This is a genomic window from Mesorhizobium sp. M1348 (assembly GCF_040317925.1).
In the GTDB taxonomy this organism is placed as follows: domain Bacteria; phylum Pseudomonadota; class Alphaproteobacteria; order Rhizobiales; family Rhizobiaceae; genus Mesorhizobium.
In genome coordinates this window covers 293,473-312,923 of sequence record NZ_JAMYLH010000003.1, presented here as the reverse complement: position 1 = coordinate 312,923, position 19,451 = coordinate 293,473, and the positions used below count along the sequence as shown (strand labels likewise).

Annotated in this window: 16 protein-coding genes and 1 pseudogene; 7 read left to right on the top strand and 10 right to left on the bottom strand. The window is 64.1% G+C overall.

Annotated elements, in window-relative coordinates; translation table 11 throughout:
• The first annotated feature begins 49 nt into the window (after positions 1–49).
• Entirely contained in the window at positions 50–2,224 is a 2,175-nt protein-coding gene (locus NKH13_RS08545; RefSeq protein ID WP_352912126.1) for a malate synthase G, read from the top strand.
• Positions 2,225–2,443: 219 nt separating this feature from the next.
• On the opposite strand, the pseudogene NKH13_RS08540 reads toward NKH13_RS08545, so the two are convergent.
• The 4 genes and pseudogenes from NKH13_RS08540 to NKH13_RS08525 all read right to left on the bottom strand — a co-directional run bounded on the left by NKH13_RS08540 (position 2,444) and on the right by NKH13_RS08525 (position 6,686).
• Positions 2,444–3,975 (bottom strand): annotated as a pseudogene (locus NKH13_RS08540) (YifB family Mg chelatase-like AAA ATPase).
• A gap of 161 nt (positions 3,976–4,136) precedes the next feature.
• Positions 4,137–5,078 carry a glutathione synthase gene (gene gshB / locus NKH13_RS08535; RefSeq protein ID WP_352912124.1) on the bottom strand — a complete coding sequence of 314 codons (942 nt, stop codon included), beginning with the start codon at positions 5,076–5,078 and terminating at the stop codon, positions 4,137–4,139.
• 218 nt (positions 5,079–5,296) lie between these two features.
• Positions 5,297–5,671 carry a GtrA family protein gene (locus NKH13_RS08530; RefSeq protein ID WP_352912122.1) on the bottom strand — a complete coding sequence of 125 codons (375 nt, stop codon included), beginning with the start codon at positions 5,669–5,671 and terminating at the stop codon, positions 5,297–5,299.
• Between the two features lie 7 nt (positions 5,672–5,678).
• Entirely contained in the window at positions 5,679–6,686 is a 1,008-nt protein-coding gene (locus NKH13_RS08525; RefSeq protein ID WP_352571550.1) for a glycosyltransferase, read from the bottom strand.
• 129 nt (positions 6,687–6,815) lie between these two features.
• Here NKH13_RS08525 and NKH13_RS08520 point away from each other — a divergent pair, with 129 nt between their 5' ends.
• The 6 genes from NKH13_RS08520 to NKH13_RS08495 all read left to right on the top strand — a co-directional run bounded on the left by NKH13_RS08520 (position 6,816) and on the right by NKH13_RS08495 (position 13,252).
• Positions 6,816–8,615 carry a GtrA family protein gene (locus NKH13_RS08520; RefSeq protein ID WP_352912120.1) on the top strand — a complete coding sequence of 600 codons (1,800 nt, stop codon included), beginning with the start codon at positions 6,816–6,818 and terminating at the stop codon, positions 8,613–8,615.
• 131 nt (positions 8,616–8,746) lie between these two features.
• Positions 8,747–9,514 (top strand): SDR family NAD(P)-dependent oxidoreductase, encoded by a 768-nt coding sequence (locus NKH13_RS08515; RefSeq protein ID WP_352912118.1) that lies wholly within the window; start codon positions 8,747–8,749, stop codon positions 9,512–9,514.
• A complete protein-coding gene (locus NKH13_RS08510; RefSeq protein ID WP_352716399.1) occupies positions 9,514–10,464 on the top strand; it encodes a 2-dehydro-3-deoxygalactonokinase in 951 nt (316 codons plus the stop codon). The genes NKH13_RS08515 and NKH13_RS08510 overlap by 1 nt, the downstream gene beginning before the upstream one ends.
• Positions 10,461–11,099, top strand: coding sequence for a 2-dehydro-3-deoxy-6-phosphogalactonate aldolase (locus NKH13_RS08505; protein ID WP_352912116.1), 639 nt, complete (start codon positions 10,461–10,463; stop codon positions 11,097–11,099). The genes NKH13_RS08510 and NKH13_RS08505 overlap by 4 nt, the downstream gene beginning before the upstream one ends.
• Positions 11,099–11,980 carry an SMP-30/gluconolactonase/LRE family protein gene (locus NKH13_RS08500; RefSeq protein WP_352912114.1) on the top strand — a complete coding sequence of 294 codons (882 nt, stop codon included), beginning with the start codon at positions 11,099–11,101 and terminating at the stop codon, positions 11,978–11,980. The genes NKH13_RS08505 and NKH13_RS08500 overlap by 1 nt, the downstream gene beginning before the upstream one ends.
• 213 nt (positions 11,981–12,193) lie before the next feature.
• Positions 12,194–13,252, top strand: a complete 1,059-nt coding sequence (locus tag NKH13_RS08495; protein WP_352912112.1) for a D-alanine--D-alanine ligase family protein — start codon at positions 12,194–12,196, stop codon at positions 13,250–13,252.
• On the opposite strand, the gene NKH13_RS08490 is transcribed toward NKH13_RS08495, so the two are convergent.
• From NKH13_RS08490 to dnaK, 6 genes are all read right to left on the bottom strand, one after another.
• Entirely contained in the window at positions 13,249–13,536 is a 288-nt protein-coding gene (locus NKH13_RS08490) for a DUF1330 domain-containing protein (RefSeq protein ID WP_023718908.1), read from the bottom strand. The two genes, NKH13_RS08495 and NKH13_RS08490, sit on opposite strands and share 4 nt — an antisense overlap.
• A 27-nt stretch (positions 13,537–13,563) precedes the next feature.
• Positions 13,564–14,277 (bottom strand): orotidine-5'-phosphate decarboxylase, encoded by a 714-nt coding sequence (pyrF, locus tag NKH13_RS08485; RefSeq protein ID WP_352716155.1) that lies wholly within the window; start codon positions 14,275–14,277, stop codon positions 13,564–13,566.
• Positions 14,274–14,870: an NADPH-dependent FMN reductase gene (locus NKH13_RS08480; RefSeq protein ID WP_352912110.1), complete on the bottom strand. Its 597-nt coding sequence runs from the start codon at positions 14,868–14,870 to the stop codon at positions 14,274–14,276. The genes pyrF and NKH13_RS08480 overlap by 4 nt, the downstream gene beginning before the upstream one ends.
• 61 nt (positions 14,871–14,931) lie before the next feature.
• Positions 14,932–15,537, bottom strand: a complete 606-nt coding sequence (gene pmtA, locus NKH13_RS08475; RefSeq protein ID WP_352912108.1) for a phospholipid N-methyltransferase PmtA — start codon at positions 15,535–15,537, stop codon at positions 14,932–14,934.
• A gap of 118 nt (positions 15,538–15,655) precedes the next feature.
• On the bottom strand, positions 15,656–16,786 hold the full coding sequence (gene dnaJ / locus NKH13_RS08470; RefSeq protein ID WP_023679852.1) for a molecular chaperone DnaJ: 1,131 nt from the start codon (positions 16,784–16,786) through the stop codon (positions 15,656–15,658).
• Between the two features lie 213 nt (positions 16,787–16,999).
• Positions 17,000–18,916 (bottom strand): molecular chaperone DnaK, encoded by a 1,917-nt coding sequence (gene dnaK / locus NKH13_RS08465; RefSeq protein ID WP_352716162.1) that lies wholly within the window; start codon positions 18,914–18,916, stop codon positions 17,000–17,002.
• Positions 18,917–19,451 lie beyond the last annotated feature (535 nt).

The window sequence follows — 19,451 nt, the reverse complement described above, 5'->3', positions numbered from 1 at the left end:
CGTGACATGCCAAAGGCCCGGCCTAGCCTTTCGTCCTGGAGAAGCCCTGATGACCGATCGCGTCGAGATCGCCGGATTGCGGATTGCCCGCGAGCTTCATGATTTCGTCGTCAACGAGGCGCTGCCGGGCACCGGCATCGAGGCGGACGCGTTCTGGAACGGTTTTTCGACGATCGTCCATGATCTCTCGCCAAAAAACCGGGCGCTGCTCGAAAAGCGCGACGCCATGCAGGACAAGCTCGACCGCTGGTATCGCGACAATGGCGCGCCCGTCGACATGGAGGTCTATAAGACGTTCCTCCGCGAGCTCGGCTATCTCCTGCCCGAGGGGCCGCCCTTCGGGGTGACGACCGAAAATGTCGACCCGGAAATTGCTTTGGTCGCCGGGCCGCAGCTGGTGGTGCCGGTGATGAACGCGCGTTATGCGCTGAATGCCGCCAATGCGCGCTGGGGCTCGCTGTATGATGCGCTCTACGGCACCGACGCCATCCCGGAGACAGACGGCGCCGAGCGAGGCAACAAATTCAATCCGGCGCGCGGCGCCAAGGTCGTCACCTGGGTGAAAAGCTTCTTCGACGAGGCGGTGCCGCTCACGACAGGCAAATGGGCTGGTGTGAACGGGCTTTCGGTCGCCAATGGCATGTTGCGGCTGGGCGAGGGCGCCGGCGCCAGCACGCTTGCCGACCTCAAACAATTTGCCGGCTATCGCGGCGATGCCGCCGAACCCGAAGCCGTGCTGCTCACCAAGAACGGCCTGCACATCGAAATCGTTGTCGACCACAACAACCAGATCGGCCGCACCGACCCAGCCGGCATTGCCGATGTCGTGCTGGAATCGGCGCTGACCACCATCCAGGACTGCGAGGATTCGGTCGCCGCGGTAGATGCCCAGGACAAGGTGCTGGTCTACCGCAACTGGCTCGGCCTGATGAAGGGCGACTTGGCGGAGGAGATCACCAAGGCCGGCAAGAGCTTTGTCCGGAGGCTAAACCCCGACCGTACTTACACTGCGCCGGATGGCGGCACGCTGATCGTGCCCGGCCGCTCGCTGATGCTGGTCAGGAATGTCGGCCACCTCATGACCAATCCGGCGATCCTCGACAGCGACGGCAACGAGGTGCCGGAAGGCATCATGGATGCGGCGCTGACGGCGCTGATCGCGCTGCATGACATCGGCCCGAACGGGCGCCGCGCCAATTCTCGCGCCAGCTCGATGTATATCGTAAAACCCAAGATGCACGGCCCCGACGAAGTCGCCTTCGCCGTCGAGATTTTCGACCGCGTCGAAGCGCTGCTCGGCATGGCGAAAAACACCATCAAGATGGGCATCATGGACGAGGAGCGGCGCACCACCGTCAACCTCAAGGAGGCGATCCGCGCCGCCAGGGACCGCGTCGTCTTCATCAACACCGGCTTCCTCGACCGCACCGGCGACGAGATCCACACCTCGATGGAAGCCGGCCCGATGATCCGCAAGGGCGACATGAAGCAGGCTGCCTGGATTGCCGCCTACGAGGCTTGGAACGTCGAAATCGGCCTGGAATGCGGGCTGGCCGGCCACGCCCAGATCGGCAAGGGCATGTGGGCGATGCCCGACCTGATGGCGGCAATGCTGGCCGAGAAAATCGCGCATCCCAAGGCCGGCGCCAACACCGCCTGGGTGCCGTCGCCGACGGCGGCGACGCTGCACGCCACGCACTACCACAAGGTCGACGTCCACGCCGTCCAGAAGGCGCTGAAAAGTCGGCCCAAGGCCAGGCTCGACGACATCCTGTCGGTGCCGGTAGCAAAGCGGCCGAACTGGTCGCCTGAAGACATCCAGAGGGAGCTCGACAACAACGCACAAGGCATTCTGGGCTATGTCGTGCGCTGGATCGACCAGGGCGTCGGCTGCTCGAAAGTGCCAGATATAAACGACGTTGGCCTGATGGAGGACCGCGCCACGCTGCGCATCTCCTCGCAGCACATCGCCAATTGGCTGCATCACGGCGTCTGCACCCCCGAGCAGGTCATGGAAACGATGAAACGCATGGCGGCGATCGTCGACCGCCAAAACCAAGGCGATCCGCTCTACCGGCCGATGGCGCCGGATTTCGACAACTCCATCGCCTTCCTCGCCGCCTGCGACCTGGTCTTCAAGGGCCGCATCCAGCCCAACGGCTACACCGAGCCAGTGCTGCACGCGCGGAGGTTGGAGCTGAAGGCGAACGAGCAGGCGCGCTAGTCGCCGGCGTCCCCCTCCCCCTCGAGGGGAGGGTGGCCCGAAGGGCCGGGTGGGGTCCTGGGTGCAGTGCGCCGACGCCCATTCTGACGATGCGCCTCGGGAAGAGCCCCGCAACGCTCCGCACGCGGATCGGTTTCGAAATACAGCAAGGCCGAGGGTCCCACCGGCGACCCCACCCGGCCGCTTCGCGGCCACCCTCCCGTCGAGGGGGAGGGAAACCTACGCCGCTTGTGCCATCCGTTCCGAGCTCATGCGGTAGGAAATCGCTTCGGCCAGATGGATGCGGCCGACCGTCTCGCTGGCCTCGAGATCGCCAGTGTCCGCGCCACCTTCAAGACGCGGTGATAGGCCCGCGCGGAAAAGCCAAGCTTTTCGCTGGCGTCCCTGAGCAGCGACAGGCCGGCGGCATCGGGCATGGCGATCTCCTCGATGACCGACGGTGAGCAATGCGCGTTGGTGGTGGCGGAGGTCGCGCCGAGCCGTTCGAAACGCTCACGCTGGATCGTCCGCGCCCGTGCTACGCGAAGTGCCACGGCTGCACTCTTCTCCGCCCGGTCCGGCCGGATCAAATCGCTGGCCGAGACCGCCGGCACCTCGATCCTGAGATCGATGCGATCGAGCAGCGGGCCGGAAATGCGCGCCTGGTAGTCGGTGCGGCAGCGGTCGCCGCGCAGGCAGCGATAGCCCGGCTCGCCGGCCATGCCGCAGCGGCACGGGTTCATCGCCGCAACCAGCTGGATGCGCGCCGGATAGGTGACGCGGTGGTTGGCGCGCGCGATCATGCAGTCGCCGGTCTCGAGCGGCTGGCGCAGCGCATCGAGCGCCTGCGGTGAGAATTCGGGAAACTCGTCGAGGAACAGCACGCCGTGATGGGCAAGCGAGGCCTCGCCCGGCCGCACGCGCAGGCCGCCGCCGACCATCGCCGCCATCGAGGCCGAATGGTGTGGCGCACGGAACGGCCGCCGGTCGGTCAGCTTGCCTTCGCCGAGTTCGCCGGCCACCGACGCGATCATCGAGACTTCGAGCAACTCCCTGGGCGCAAGCGGCGGCAGGATCGACGGCAGCCGCTGCGCCAGCATCGACTTTCCCGATCCCGGCGGACCGACCATCAAAAGATTGTGGCCGCCGGCCGCCGCCACCTCCAGCGCCCGCTTGGCGGTCTCCTGACCCTTGATGTCGGCAAGGTCGGGCAGGTCGCGCGCCGAAGCATGGATGCCGGCTTCCGGCCGCGACAGGACCTGCGTGCCGCGAAAATGGTTGGCGATGGCAATCAGGCTGCGCGGCGCCAATATGTCGAAATCCTTGCCGGCCCAGGCCGCTTCCGGCCCGCAGGCGAACGGGCAGATCAGGCCCTTGCCTTCGGCATTGGCGCCGATCGCCGCCGGCAACGCGCCGGCCACCGCGGCAATGGTGCCGTCGAGCGATAATTCACCAAGCACGACATAGCCGGCCAGCATGTCGCCCGGAATGGCGCCGAGCGCAGCCATCAGCCCGAGCGCGATCGGCAGATCGTAATGGCTGCCTTCCTTGGGCAGGTCGGCGGGCGCCAGATTGACTGTGACCTTCTTCGACGGCATCGACAGGCCGGATGCATGCAGTGCTGCCTGTACCCGCTCGCGGCTTTCGGCCACAGCCTTGTCGGCCAGGCCGACGATGTGCATGTTGACCTTGCCCGGCGCGATCATCACCTGCACGTCGACCGGCACGGCCTCGATGCCCTGGAAAGCAACCGTGCGAACCCGCGCCACCATGTCTTCACCCCGGATGCAGGCTTTGCCCCAAGCCTTTGCGATCATGCCGCGAACGGCGTCACCGGAGACAACCACAGATTTCCGGCGAAGGCAAGAACATTTGGGGAACAGCTGAACGCAGCGGCTGCAATGGTTTGCAACGCGGCCGCTCCGAAGCGAGACTAGTTACGCTTCTCCTCCACCGCATCCCAGAACAGGCTGGCGATGTCGGCGCCCCCAAAACGCTGCACTTCGCGTATGCCGGTCGGTGAGGTCACGTTGATCTCGGTCATGTAGTCGCCGATGACGTCGATGCCGACGAGGATGAAGCCGCGCTTCTTCAGCGAGGGGCCGATGCGGGCGCAGATCTCGCGTTCGCGTTCCGTCAGCTCGGTCTTTTCGGCGCGGCCGCCGACATGCATGTTGGAGCGCGAATCATGCTCGGCCGGCACGCGGTTGATGGCGCCGACCGGCTCGCCGTCGATCAGGATGATGCGCTTGTCGCCGGCGCGCACCTCCTTGAGGTAGCGCTGCACGATGTAGGGTTCGCGGAACATCTGGCCGAACATTTCGAGCAGCGAGGCGAGGTTGCGGTCGGCCTCATGCAGATGGAAGATGCCGGCGCCGCCATTGCCGTAGAGCGGCTTGACGATGATATCGCCGAACTCCTTGCGGAAGGCTGCGACCTCGAGCGGGTCCTTGGTGATCAGCGTGTCCGGCATCAGGTCGGGAAATTCGGTGACGAAGATCTTTTCCGGGCTGTTGCGCACCCAGGCCGGATCGTTGACCACCAGCGTCTTCGGATGGATGCACTCGAGGATATGCGTGGTGGTGATGTAGTTCATGTCGAACGGCGGATCCTGCCGCAAAAGGATGACGTCCATTTCCGAAAGGTCGGTGCGGACTTCTTCGCCCAGCGAATAATGGTTGCCCTTCTCGTCGCGGACCTGCATCGCCTCGATACGGGCAAACACCTTGCCGTCGCGCAGCGACAGCCGGTCGGGCGTGTAGTGGAACAGCTGGTGCCCGCGCCGCTGCGCTTCCAGCGACAGCGCAAACGACGTGTCGCCGGCAATCGACACGGTGGAGATATGGTCCATCTGGACGGCGACTTTCAGGGGCATAGGTGCTCTCCGGCGCAGTTGGAGCGATCCACTTGGACGCACAAAGTGCGCTCCAAACACTTTTGAATCCATGCATCCTACTGCCCGAAAATCGATTCCGATTTTTCGGGCCGATGCATCGACGACAGCGATATAAGGAAATCGGCGGCTTCTGCCAATCGGCCAAGGTCATGATGAGGCTGCGCTTCGCTTGGCGCAGACCCCAATGCGGTGTGCCTTCAGCGATCGAAGACCAGCTTGGAATAGCCGAGGAAGGACAGCGCCATGGCAATCAGCGAGGCGACCGCAAGGGCAATGAGCGGCGACACCATCGGCAGCGCGAACAGCATGGCGCAATAGACGAGATAATTGACGACGCTGGTGGCAATACCGACGCTGCCGTAGCGTGCGCCCTCTTGCGCGACGCCGCGGCTGGAAGGCGAGAAGGTCAGATGGCGGTTGATCAGCCAGGTGACGGACAGGGCAAAACCTATCGAAATGATGCGGGCCATGAAAGGTCCGACCGGCGCTATCGTCAGCACCAGCCAAAGCGCCGCCGCGTCGGCGACGAAGCCGATGCCGCCGGCGACAATGAAGCGGGCAAGGCGTCCCATTTAGGCTCTAAGCCGCCCGCGGGGTCTTGCGCGGTCCGGCCTTCAAAGTCGCGAGCGCGCTTGCACGTTCACGTTCGACGCGGCCGGAAGGCATCGACAGATAGAAGATGCGCTTCTGCTCGGCCCGGCCGCGCGACACCGAATCGAGGATTACCCCGGTCACTGCCGCTAACATCGACAGCAGCAGCAGCCCGACCGACAGCACCCAGGTCGGCATGCGCGGCACAAGCCCGGTTTCGGCGAACTCGATCAGCACCGGCGCCATCAGAAACAGGCTTGATGCCAGGAAGAACACCGAAAAAGCGCCGAAGAAACGCAGCGGCTGCGTCTCCTTCATCAGCATGGCGAACATCCACAGGATCTTCGCGCCGTCGCGAAAGGTCGACAGCTTCGACGAGGAGCCTTCCGGCCGGCGGCCATAGTCGAGTCCGATCTCGCTGACCGGCAATTTGAGCTGCGAGGCGTGCACCGACATTTCGGTCTCGATCTCGAAGCCGCCGGAAACGGCGGGAAAACTCTTGACGAAGCGCCTGGTGAAGGCGCGGTAGCCGGAGAAGATATCGGTAAAGTCCGAGCCGAACAGCCGCTTGTAGAGGCTGTTGAAGATGCGGTTGCCGAAGGCGTGGCCTGTCCTGCCGGCATCGTCGGCGACCCCGCGCCTCGTGCCCACCACCATGTCGGAGCGCTCGGTCAACAGAGTGTTGATCAGTTGCGGCGCGTCCTCCGGCGCATAGGTGCCGTCGCCGTCGGCCATCAGGTAGATGTCGGCCTCGATGTCGGCGAACATGCGGCGCACGACATTGCCTTTGCCCTGGCGCGGCTCGCGCACCACGATGGCGCCGGCGGCGCGGGCTCGGAGCGCCGTCAGATCGCGCGAATTGTTGTCGTAGACATAGATCGCGGCGGCAGGCAGCGTTTCGCGAAAGCGCCGCACCACTTCGCCGATCGTCAGCTCCTCATTGTAGCAAGGCAGCAGCACGGCGATGCTCGGCTCATGGCGCACTTCTTGTGGCATTTTCGTCTCCGGATGCCCTGTGAGGCCCCTGACCGCTCAAACGCCGGCCTCGCTCGGGCGGCTTTACTATTTATTGAAGCTGTTAAGGCTAGGTTTAAACCGCACCGTATTCCTTCCAAAGGTCCTGATATGAGCACAGCCGACGATGGCGCCTCCAGTTGGAGGTCCGATATCGCGCTGGCGCTGCTTGCCACATTGCTGGCGCTTGCCGTCAATGCCTTTGCCGGCTTCCCGGAATTGACCAATGCCGGAGGCGACAACGACAATCTGCTGCGCCTTGTCGAAGTTCGCGACATGCTGGCCGGCCAGGGCTGGTTCGATCTGCACCAGTACAGGATGGGCCTGGAAGGCGGCTTCGTCATGCACTGGTCGCGGCTGGTCGATGCGCCGATCGCCGCCATCATCATGGCCGTATCGGCCCTGACCGGCAGCGCGGCCTTTGCCGAGCATGTCGCGCAAGTGCTGTGGCCGGCGCTGCTCTTTTGCCTGACCGTATTTTTCACCGCCCGCGCCGCGCGTAGCTTTGCCGGTGACGGCGCCGTGCTGCCGGCCGTCGTCGTCGGCGCCGCCGCACTGCATTTCCTCGGCATTTTTTCGCCTGGCGCGCTCGATCACCACAATATCCAGCTGATGCTGAGCATGGCCAGCCTGAGCCTGTTGCTTGAAGCGCCATTGCGCAAGCCGGCGGCATTGCTCTCCGGCCTATGCGCCGGGCTGATGCTGGCCATCGGTATGGAAACCGCGCCTTACGTTGCCACCATCGGCGCCTCTGTCGCCATGCTGTTTGCTCTCGACGCCAATGGCGAGAGGTCGATCGCCAGGGATTTCGGCCTCGGCTTTGCCGGCGTCTCCGCCCTCGTCTTTATCGCCACCATTGCGCCATCCGCCTGGGGTCAGGCGCAATGCGACGCCTTTTCGACCGTGCAGTTCGTCGTCGCAGCGATTGCCGGAACCGGCCTTGCAGCCATAGCGTCGATCGAGCCGGCAGGCCGCACGCGCCAACGGCGCATCGCCTCACTTGGCCTGCTTGCCCTGCTATTGGGCGCTGTCGTCGTCTTGTTGTTCCCACAATGCCTGGCAGCGCCCTACGCCAACCTCGATCCGCGCCTCAAGGAGCTATGGCTTGATCACATCGACGAGGCGCAGTCGCTGTTCAAACTGCTCGCCGAGGATCCGGCCGAGGTGGTGGCGCGCTATGCCACGCCGCTCATTGCGCTCGTGCTGATGGCGCTTCGCCTTGGCCACGGCTGGCGACGGCAGGACAGCCTTGTCGGCGCGCTGCTTGTCGTGGCCTTCATCGTCAGCGCCTGGCAGGTGCGCGGTTCGACATTCTCGATCGCCTTCGCCGTCATCCCGCTTGCCGCCTGGATTGCCAAATGGCGTCAACGGGCTGAGGCCAGCCCGTCGCGTGGTGTGGCGCTGCGTATGGCTGCCGTCTGGCTGGTTTCGGTGAATGCGGTCTGGACTGGGGCTGCCGCGGCGACCTCGGTAGCCTTCGACGACAGCAACACGACGGCCGATAACGGCGACGGCACCGATGTCGCTTGCCAGCGCATGGCCTCCTTTGCGGCACTCGGCCGCCTGCCCGGCACCACGGTGCTGGCAATTTCCAATCTCGGATCGCCGATCCTGGCCTATTCCGGACATCGCGTCTTCGCCGGGCCTTATCATCGCAACGTAGCCGGCAACCTGCTGGCGCTCGATGCCTTCCTTGGGTCCGATGCCGATGCCAGGACGATCCTGACCGATCATCACGTCGGCCTCGTCGCGCTCTGCCCCGGCAGCGCCGAAAGCAAGCTCCTCGCAACCAAGGCGCCGGCAGGCTTTCTTGCCGGGTTGATGAGCGGAAGCGTGCCGGAATGGCTTGAGCCGGTTGCCGGGACCAGCGGAGCCGCCGTCGAATTGTACCGCGTCCGGCTGGGCAGTTGATCGATCGGCGGGCCGTGCGGCCTTTTGTCGGACATAAGTCCTGACAATCCACTCTTTCGCCCTTGCCCGCCCGACACGGCTGGATAGGATGCGCGCCGGCCGACCGAGATCATTGGACCGGGAGAGAATTCATGATGCCATCGGCACGCTTTGCCGACCTCGAAGGCGCTTCGGTGCTGATCACCGGCGGCGGCTCCGGCATTGGCGCTGCCTTGACCGAAGGTTTTGTCCGCCAGGGGGCAAAGGTCGCCTTCATCGATATCGCCGACCGTCCGAGCCTGGCGCTGGCCGATCGGTTAGACAAGGAGCTCGGCTTTCGGCCGCTCTATCTCAAGACCGACATACGCGACATCGAGGCCTTGCGGCTATCAGTCGCCAAGGCCGCCGAGGCCCATGGTGACGTCACCGTGCTGGTCAACAATGCCGCGCAGGATGACCGTCATGCCGTCGAAGACGTCACGGTCGAGTTCTGGGACAACAACCATGCCATCAACCTGCGTCCGCATTTCTTTAGCGCACAGGCGGTGGCGCCGGGCATGAAGCGGGCCGGCGGCGGCTCGATCATCAACTTCACCTCGACCTCGTTTCTCATCAACCATCCCGATATGCCGGCCTACACCGCCGCCAAGGCCGGCATCGTCGGCCTCACCAAGGGTCTCGCCGGCAAGCTCGGCGTCGACGGCATCCGTGTCAACGCGATCGCGCCCGGCTGGGTGATCACCGAGCGGCAGAGAAAGCTCTGGGTCACCGAACAGGCGCTCGCCGCCCACGTCGCCAAGCAGTGCATCAAAGAGGTGATGCAACCTGAAGACATTGTCGGCACCGTGCTGTTCCTGGCGTCGGATGCTTCACGCATGCTGACCGCGCAGATGCTGATCGTCGACGGGGGGTTCCTGTGATCTCACCGAGCAAGGCAGCGTCTGTCGCGGCCGTCGACTGGGGTACCACCCGTATGAGGGTCTGGCTGCTCGATGGCACCGGCAAGGTTCTCGCCGAGCGGCGCGGCGATGACGGACTGATCACCGCCCAGGCCAAAGGATTTTCGTCCGTTCTCGAAGGGCATCTGGCCGCCATGGGCGCTCCAGAGGCGCTGCCGGTCATCATTTGCGGCATGGCCGGTTCGCGCCAGGGCTGGCTGGAGGCGCCCTATGTCAGCGTGCCGGCGCCGATCGGCGCTATCCTCGCCGGCGCTGCCCGCATCCCCGGCCAGCGCCGTGATATCCGCATCGTGCCTGGCCTCGCCCAACGCCTCGCCGATGCACCTGACGTCATGCGCGGCGAGGAAACCCAGCTTGCCGGCGCCGGTTTGCCGGCAAAGGGACGCCACCTCGTCTGCATGCCCGGCACCCATTCGAAATGGGTGCTGGTCGAGGACGGCTCCGTTGCCGGCTTCGGCACCTGGCCGACCGGCGAGCTGTTTTCGGTGCTGGCCGCGCACTCGATCCTGCGCCATTCGCTGGGCGAGCCGCCGAAGCCGGTTGCCGCCGAAAGTCCGTTTTTCCGGGACTGGTGCCTGAAGGCGTTGGCCGAGGGCGGTGACATTGTTTCAAGACTGTTCTCGATCCGCGCCGCCAGCCTGTTGCAGGATCTGAAGCCCGAGGATGCCGCCGCCTGCCTGTCCGGCCTGCTGATCGGCGGCGAGATCGCTTCGGCAAATCGCCGTTATGGAGCAAGCGCTGTGCCCGTCGTGCTGATCGCGTCGGGCGCACTCGGCACGCTCTATGCCGAGGCGCTCGGCCTTGCCGGGCTCGCTTTCAGGGCGGTCGACGCCGACGAGGCGGTGCGTGCCGGCCTTGCCGAAGCCGCGCGCGAAAATGGCATGATCGCCAAAAATGGAGTTGCCGCATGACAGAGACCGCACCTTTTCCAAAGCTCGAGCGGGGTCTGGTCGCGATCCTGCGTGGCCTCAAGCCAAGCGAGGCGGTGGCGATCGGCCAGGCGATCTTCGGCGCCGGCATCGAAGCAATCGAGGTGCCGCTCAACTCGCCCGAGCCCTTTGCCTCCATCGCCAGCATTGTCGAAGCGCTTCCTCCGACGGCGCTGGTCGGCGCCGGCACGGTGCTCACCGCCGCCGATGTCGACGGTCTGCACAAGGCCGGCGGGCGGCTGCTGGTCAGCCCCAATATCGATGCCGAGGTCATGGGCCGTGCCATGCAGTACGGCATGGTGACGATGCCCGGCGTGTTCACGCCGACCGAGGCATTCCAGGCAATCCGGCTCGGCGCCTCGGCACTGAAATTCTTCCCGGCGAGCGTGCTTGGCGCGGCGGGCATTTCGGCGATGCGCGCGGTGCTGCCGGCCAGTGTGCTGGTCGGCGCCGTCGGCGGCGTTTCGGACAAGGATTTTGCCGGCTACAAGGCAGCCGGCGTCAGCGTCTTCGGTCTTGGCTCCAGCCTGTTCAAGCCGGGCATGAGCGTCGACGAAGTGGCAGCACGGGCGAAGGCCGCAGTCGTGGCCTGGGACGCGGCGTTAGGAGTGGCATGATGAGCGAGACCATCGTTTCGGTTTTTTCCGACCATGTCTGCCAACTCGGGGAGGGGCCAAGCTATGACCCTGCCACCGACACGCTCTACTGGTTCGACATCGTCAATGGCCAGCTCCTGGAAAAACGTCTGTCCGGCGGTGCGGTCAAGATCTACGAGCTCGGTCAGATGGCCAGCGCCGTCGCCATCGTCGACGACCGGCGCCAGTTGATCGCCACCGAGACCGGCCTGCATGTCCGCGACGTCGCGACCGGCAAGCTGACGTTGCACACGCCGATCGAGGCCGACAATGCGGTCACCCGCTCGAACGATTCACGCGTTCACCCTTGCGGCGCGCTCTGGGTCGGCACAATGGGCAAGGGCGAGGAGAAGGGCGCCGGTTCGATCTACTGGTTCTTCAAGGGCGAGCTGCGCCGGCTTTATGCCGACATTACTGTGCCCAACTCGATCTGCTTTTCCGAGGATGGGACCATTGCCTATTACACCGACACCAGCACCGGCCTGTTGATGCGCGTCGGCTGCGATCCGGCGACCGGACTGCCGGTTGGCGAACCGAAGGTCTTCGTCGACCACCGTTCCGCCAAGGGCTATATCGATGGTTCGGTGCTCGACGGCGACGGCATATTGTGGAACGCTTGCTGGGGCGGCAGCGTCGTCGAAGCCTATGGACCCGACGGCAAGCTTGTCCGTTCGGTGGCGATGCCGGCGACGCAGCCATCCTGTCCGGCTTTCATCGGCAGGAACGCCGACCGGCTGGCGGTCACGTCCGCCTGGTCGGGCAAGAGCGAGAAGCAGCGCCTGCTCGACCCGCAAGCCGGCATGACATTTATGCTCGACATTCCAGTCAATGGTCGCTTCGAGCCGCGCGTGCTGATTGGCTAGACCCATGTCTGCACTGTCGTGCGGGCGTCCGGCTGACGTCGGTTCCGCGAAAGCCGAATGCAGTCGCCATGCGATGCTAGAACGGTTCATCGTTTCGCGGAAACGCTGAACCGCTCTATCTCTTTGTTTTGACGCAGTTCCGAACGGAAAACCGTTCCACACTTTTCCTGGAATTGCTCTAGGCAATCGTGCTGCCGGGAAATCGTTTCGATCATGTCAAGCCGCAAGCCGAAGCTGATCCTTGTCTACGAGCCGGAAAAGGCCTGCTTCGATCGGCTGGTCGCCGATAACCACGTGCCGAAGCGTGCCGCCGAAATCGCCTCCTATCTGGCGCAATCGACCGACATCACTGCTGAATTCGACGCACTTGCAGCCGCTTGCCAGACGCGCGGCCTGTCGTTCGCCCCACTGGCGCTCGACGATGCCGCAAGCGTTCTCGCCAGCGAAGTTCCGAAGACCACGCTTGTCTGGACGCTGACCGACGGCATCGCCTATTTCCGTGGCGGCGCGGCACCAGCTCTGGCACGGCTGAATGGCCTGAAGGCGATCGGCGCCGACGATGCGTTGTTCGCGCTCTGTCAGGACAAGTTCCGGTCCGGCGCCGTGCTTGGCGCGCTTGGCCTGCCGGTGCCGCAGGCGGGCCTTGCCCGTGACGGCGCCTGGCTGGTCGCGCCACCGGCCTCGCCTGCCGGCTGGTTCGTCAAGCCGAACCGGCTCGGCGCCAAGATCGGCATCTGGCCGGATTCGCGCTGCCATGATCTCGGCCATGCGCTGGAGCTTAGCCGGCGCGTCTTCGCCGCCTATCGCGACGATGTCGTGGTCCAGCCCTATGTCGCCGGGCGCAACGCGCGGGCCAGTTTTCTCGGGTTGAGGCCCGATACCGGCGTCGAGGCGCTGGGCATCGCCTTTGTCGATTCAGGCGGCGATTTCCAGACCATGCAGGACAGCCTGGCGCTTTACGGCGATACCGGCGCAGTGGCGAAAGCGTCGGGAACATACACAGAGCCGGCGCTGCTGCCGGTCGCCGACAGCCAGCCTCGAGCGGATGCAACTATTCGCCGAATAGCCGGAAACCTGATGGTCGGGCTTGGCCTGCGGGACGTCTTTTCCATCGACTTCCGGGTCGAAGCCGACGACAGCGTGCACCTCATCGAGTTCGAGGTCTGCCCCGGCCTGCCCTGCTTCGATTTCCGCGATTACTGTCGCCGACAATGGGGCCTGAGCCTCGCCGATGCGATGGCTGAAACCGCGATGAACCGATTTCTCGCCTAAATCCCCTCGACCAGCACGATTTCGCCGTCAGCCACCTTCTGGCGGATCGCGACGGCGCGCTGGTATTCGGGCGAGTGGTAGCAGTCATGCGCCGCCGCAAGCGACGGAAATTCGATGATCACATTGCGGTCGCGGCCTGGTCCCTCTGCCTTCTCATGCGCGCCGCCGCGCGCCAGGAACTTGGCGCCGAAGCGGTCGAAGGCCAGCTTGGCAGCTGCGACATAGTCCTTGTAGCCTTCCGCATCGCGTACATCGACGCGGGCGATCCAGTATCCCTTGGGCATGGCTTTTCTCCGGGTTAATTCCTGGCGTCAGGCCGAGCGCATTTCATCGAGGATCGCTTCCGCTGCCGCCCGCCTGTCGGCCGCGCCGACGATCGGCCGGCCGACCACGAGGTGGCTGGAGCCGTTGCGGATCGCCTGCGCCGGCGTCACCACGCGTTTCTGGTCGCCATGGTCGCTGCCCTTCGGCCGGATTCCCGGCGTCACGACGGCCAGGTCGGGGCCGACGATGCGGCGCACTGCCTCCGCTTCCTCGGCCGAGCAGACGATGCCGCCCATGCCGGCATGCAGCGCCTGCTCGGAGCGCCTCAGCACCAGCGTATGCGGATCATACTCATAGCCGGCGTCGATCACGTCCTGCTCGTCCATCGAGGTCAGCACAGTGACCCCCAGCAGGCAAAGGTCGCTGCCCTTCGCAGCCTCGACCGCCGCCTTCATCGTCTTCGGATAGGCATGGATGGTCAGCATGCTCACGCCCATTTTGACGATGTTGTCGACCCCCTTGGCTACCGCGTTGTCGATGTCGAGCAGCTTCATGTCGAGGAAGATCCTGGTGCCGCCGCTGGCCAGCTCGCGGGCGAAGTCGAGCCCACCGGCAAAGGCGAGCTGGTAGCCGATCTTGTAGAAGGAGACGAGTCCGTCGAGCTCGCGCACCGCCTTCTCGGCCTCCTTCAGCGTCGGCAGGTCGAGGCCGACGATCAGCCTTTCCTGCATTGTGTCGGCATGCGTGGCGTCCGGGATCATGCCTCGATCCGCGTCGACAGCATGCGCGAGGTCTCGATCAGCGTGCGGCATAGGTGCTCCATCGATTGGTGTAGTCTCTCGTCCCTGAAGTTGCCCTCGTCGTCGAAGGCGTTGCCGCCCTCCGGCACCGAGCATTCCGGTGTCACCACTTCCATCCGGCAGCGCACCAGCACGGCGCGCAGATGGTTGATGCAGCGTATCCCGCCGAAGGGTCCGTTGGAAGACGAGCAGAGGCCGGCGACCCTGCCGGCAAGCGGCCTGAACGTCCGGCCGCCATCCTTGCGCAGCTGGCTCACCCAGTCGATGGTGTTCTTGAGCAGCGGCGGAATGGAGCCGTTATATTCGGGCGTCGCGATCAGCAGCCCGTCATGGGCGGCGATCATCCGGCCGAGCTTGACGGCGTTTTCGGGAATGCCTTCGTTCTTTTCCAAATCCTGGTCGAGGATCGACAACGGATAGTCGGCGAGCGAGATGCGGGTCACCTCGGCGCCCTGCATGGCAAGTTCCTTCTGTGCCACGTCGGCGGTCCTGCCGCTATAGGCGCCGCTGCGCACCGAACCGGCGAAGACAAGAATTTTCGGGATCACAGCCATGGGTCTGCCTTGTCACCCGATGGGTATTAAGACAAGTGCTATTCAAACCCAACGCTTCAATTCATGCGGCCCCGCGCCGATAGATCCAAAGCTGCGTCGGCGGAATGTTGCGGATAACGAAATGGAAATGCTCGACCGTATAGTCGCCGCGGCCCGGCGGGATCGGCGACAGCGGCCCGTAAGTCAGCTGCACGATCGGCCGGCCCGCCGGGATACGGTCGAGCAGGCTCTCGACATAGGCGATGCGCTGGGCGACAGGGAAATTGAGCAGCGGCACGCCCGATATCACAGAATCGAAGATCAGGTCGCGCTTGTCGCCAAGCGTCGCGTCGAGATTGAAGGCGTCGCCCTCGATGACGTTGACGCCTGGATAAAGCTGGCGCAGATGGCGCACGAAATCAGAGGAATATTCGACCGCGTAGAGATTCTCAGGCTTTATGCGCTGGGCGAGGATGGCGCGCGTGATGACGCCTGTACCGGGCCCGACCTCGAGCACCGGCAGGCCGGATGTCGGATCGACGATCGAGGCCATCTTGCCTGCGGTGATGGAACTGGTCGGGACGATCGAACCGACCGCCTTCGGCTTGTCGATCCAGCCCTTGAAGAACTTCAACTCGTCGTCGAACTTTTCCGCCAGCGTCTTTCGCAGTCCTGGACTACGCGTCATCGAAAAGTCCTCCTCAACGCTCCCTCGCACGCTACTTAGCAGTTACGAGGTGCAAGACAAGGTGAATCCCCGGATAAGGTGTTGATGACGCTCGGGAAGCGTTTTCCAGGGATCAGCTTCAGTGCTCGCCGAACGTTTCGAAAAAATCCTTCATGCGCGCGAAAAATCCGCTCGATTGGGGCGAATTGTCCTTTGAGGAAAGCTGCTCGAATTCCTCCAGCAATTCGCGCTGGCGGCGCGAAAGGTTCTGCGGCGTCTCAACCACGGTCTGGATGTAGAGGTCGCCGATATTGGGCTGGCGCAGCACCGGCATGCCCTTGCCCTTGAGGCGGAACTGGCGACCGTTCTGGGTGCCTTCCGGCACCTTCACCTTCGTCTGGGTACCGTCCAGTGTCGTCACCTCGAACGAGCCGCCAAGCGCTGCCGTCGTCATCGAGATCGGCACCTTGCAATAAAGATCGGCGCCGTCGCGCTGGAAGAATTCGTGCGGCTTGACCGCGAGGAAGATGTAGAGATCGCCCGACGGGCCGCCGCGCAGGCCGGCCTCGCCCTCATTGGCCAGCCGGATGCGGGTGCCATCCTCGATGCCGGCAGGGATGTTTACCGACAGCGAGCGCTCCTCGGTGACACGGCCCTGGCCGGCGCATTTCGGGCACGGATCCTTGATGGTCTGGCCGCGCCCCTGGCATTGCGGGCAGGTGCGCTCGATCGAGAAGAAGCCTTGCGTGGCGCGCACCTTGCCGTGGCCGTTGCACATCGAGCAGGTGACGGGCTGGGTGCCGGGCTTGGCGCCGCTGCCCGAGCATTCCGAGCAGGAGATCGAGGCCGGCACCCGAATCTGCGCGGTCTTGCCGGAAAATGCCTCTTCCAGCGTGATTTCCATATTATAGCGCAGATCAGCGCCGCGCTCGCGGCCGCCGGATGAGCGGCGCTGGCGCCCGCCCATCATGTCGCCGAAAATGTCTTCGAAAATGTCGGCGAAGCCGCCGGCGCCAAAGCCTTGCGCCCCGCCATTCATGCCGCCGTGCTCGAAGGCGGCGTGGCCGAAGCGATCATAGGCGGCGCGCTTCTGCGGGTCCTTCAGTGTCTCGTAGGCTTCGTTGATTTCCTTGAACTTGTGCTCGCAGGCATGGTCGCCTGGGTTGCGGTCGGGATGGAACTGCATGGCGAGCTTGCGAAAAGCGCTCTTGAGCTCCTTCTCGTCGGCGCCCTTTTGCACGCCCAGCGTTTCGTAAAAATCAGCTTTCATGTTTTCCCGCAGTCCGGATATTCAACGTCTTGAAGCATCGTTGCGTCGTTTGCCGGCACGCTGTTCCGATTTAGGTGTGATGGAGCCGCGATGCCAGTGTCTACGAGGCTTTGTCCGCATTTTTTCGGGCAGCTCAGCGTTTTTCCGGCAAAGGGTTGCAAAAAAGCCCGGCTGTGCGCCGGGCTTTTTCCCTTACCTGTACCGTCAGGCGGTTCAGGCCGACTTCTTCTTCTCGTCGTCTTCGTCGATTTCCTCGAAATCGGCATCGACGACGTCGCTGTCCTTGGCAGCATCAGCCTTGGCGTCGGCCTCGGCGGCTTCCTTCTGCGAAGCCTCGTACATGGCCTGGCCGAGCTTCATCGAGACTTCGGCGAGCGTCTGCGTCTTGGCCTCGATCTCGGTCACGTCGTCGCCTTCGGCAGCGGTCTTCAGCGCCGCGATCGCATCGGCAATCGCCGTGCGGTCGGCCTCGGAAACCTTCTCGCCATATTCCTTCAGCGACTTCTCCGAGGAATGCACCAGCGCCTCGGCCTGGTTGCGGGCCTCGACCAGCGCGCGCCGCTTCTTGTCGGCTTCCGCATTGGCCTCGGCGTCCTTGACCATCTTCTCGATGTCGGTGTCCGAAAGGCCGCCGGACGCCTGGATGCGGATCTGGTGCTCCTTGCCGGTGCCCTTGTCCTTGGCCGAGACGTTGACAATGCCGTTGGCGTCGATGTCGAAGGTGACCTCGATCTGCGGCACGCCGCGCGGCGCAGGCGGGATGCCGACCAGATCGAACTGGCCGAGCGCCTTGTTGTCGGCGGCCATTTCACGCTCGCCCTGGAAGACGCGGATGGTCACCGCCGACTGCGAATCCTCGGCCGTGGAGAACACCTGGCTCTTCTTCGTCGGAATCGTCGTGTTGCGTTCGATCAGCCGCGTGAACACGCCGCCCAGCGTCTCGATGCCGAGCGACAGCGGCGTCACGTCGAGCAGCAGCACGTCCTTGACGTCGCCCTGCAGCACGCCGGCCTGGATGGCGGCGCCCAATGCGACGACCTCATCCGGGTTGACGCCCTTGTGCGGCTCCTTGCCGAAGAACTGTTTCACGATCTCCTGGATCTTGGGCATACGGGTCATACCGCCGACAAGGACGACCTCGTCGATTTCGCCGGCCTTCAGGCCGGCATCCTTGAGCGCCGCCTTGCAGGGATCGATCGTGCGCTGGACGAGATCCTCGACCAGGCTCTCGAACTTCGCCCGCGTCAGCTTCAGCGTCAGGTGCTTGGGGCCGGTGGCATCGGCGGTGATGAAGGGCAGGTTGATTTCGGTCTGCGTGGTGGACGACAGCTCGATCTTGGCCTTTTCAGCCGCTTCCTTGAGGCGCTGCAGGGCGAGCTTGTCGTTCCGCAGGTCGATCCCCTGTTCCTTCTTGAACTCGGCCGCCAGATATTCGACCAGACGCATGTCGAAATCCTCGCCGCCGAGGAAGGTGTCGCCATTGGTCGACTTCACTTCGAACACGCCGTCGCCGATTTCGAGTACTGAAATGTCGAACGTGCCGCCGCCAAGGTCATAGACGGCAATCGTCTTGCCTTCCTTCTTGTCCAGTCCATAGGCAAGTGCGGCCGCCGTCGGCTCGTTGATGATGCGCAGCACTTCGAGGCCGGCGATCTTGCCGGCATCCTTGGTCGCCTGGCGCTGGGCGTCGTTGAAATAGGCGGGAACGGTGATGACCGCCTTCTCGACCTTCTCGCCGAGATAGGCCTCCGCCGTTTCCTTCATCTTCTGCAGGATCATCGCCGAGATCTGGCTGGGCGACTGCTTCTTGCCGCCGGCCTCGACCCAGGCGTCGCCATTGTCGCCCTTGACGATCTTGTAGGGGACAAGCTTCTTGTCCTTCTCCGTCACCGGATCGTCGTAGCGGCGGCCGATCAGGCGCTTGACCGCGAAAATGGTGTTTTCAGGATTGGTAACCGCCTGGCGCTTGGCCGGCTGGCCGACGAGGCGCTCGCCGTCGCTGTTGATGGCGACGATGGAAGGGGTCGTGCGCGCGCCTTCCGCATTCTCAATGACCTTGGATTCCTTGCCATCCATGATGGCGACACAGGAGTTGGTTGTTCCCAGATCGATACCGATTACTTTTGCCATTGTTCTAATCTCTCCGCTAAGCAGGCTCTCAGGACCCGTACAGGCGTTCCGACGAAAGCCCCTGTTCACAAGAAATTCCGCTCCGGCAACCGGCATTCGGCGCTGGACGGCTTGGCGCGTATATAAGAACACGCTGCGTGGCGCGCAAGCATTCTGCGCAAGGCGTTCACCATTCATCGCGGTTGATCCGATTCGGGACCGGCAGGCCCGTATTTTCCGGCGATGACCCAGCCGGCCCGGCCCGGCCCATGAACCTTTCCGCCTCACCCCGCGACTGACGCTCAGGTGCCGCGTGGTGCGGCCCCGGAAAGGAAAGCCCCATGACCACAGATCCAGAGGCTCCATGGTCTCCGGGAACAGCAGGAGCTCAGCGCGACCATCGCCTTCGGGACCGGGTCGATGCGCTGGGCTTTTCGCTGGTTCCGTTGACCCTGCGCGGACGCAGGCGTATCGTGACGTCGAGGAAAGCAGACAATTCGATCAGGGATGAACGTGCCGGAACGCCGCGCCTTGCCCTGATTTGCGCGCCGGGACC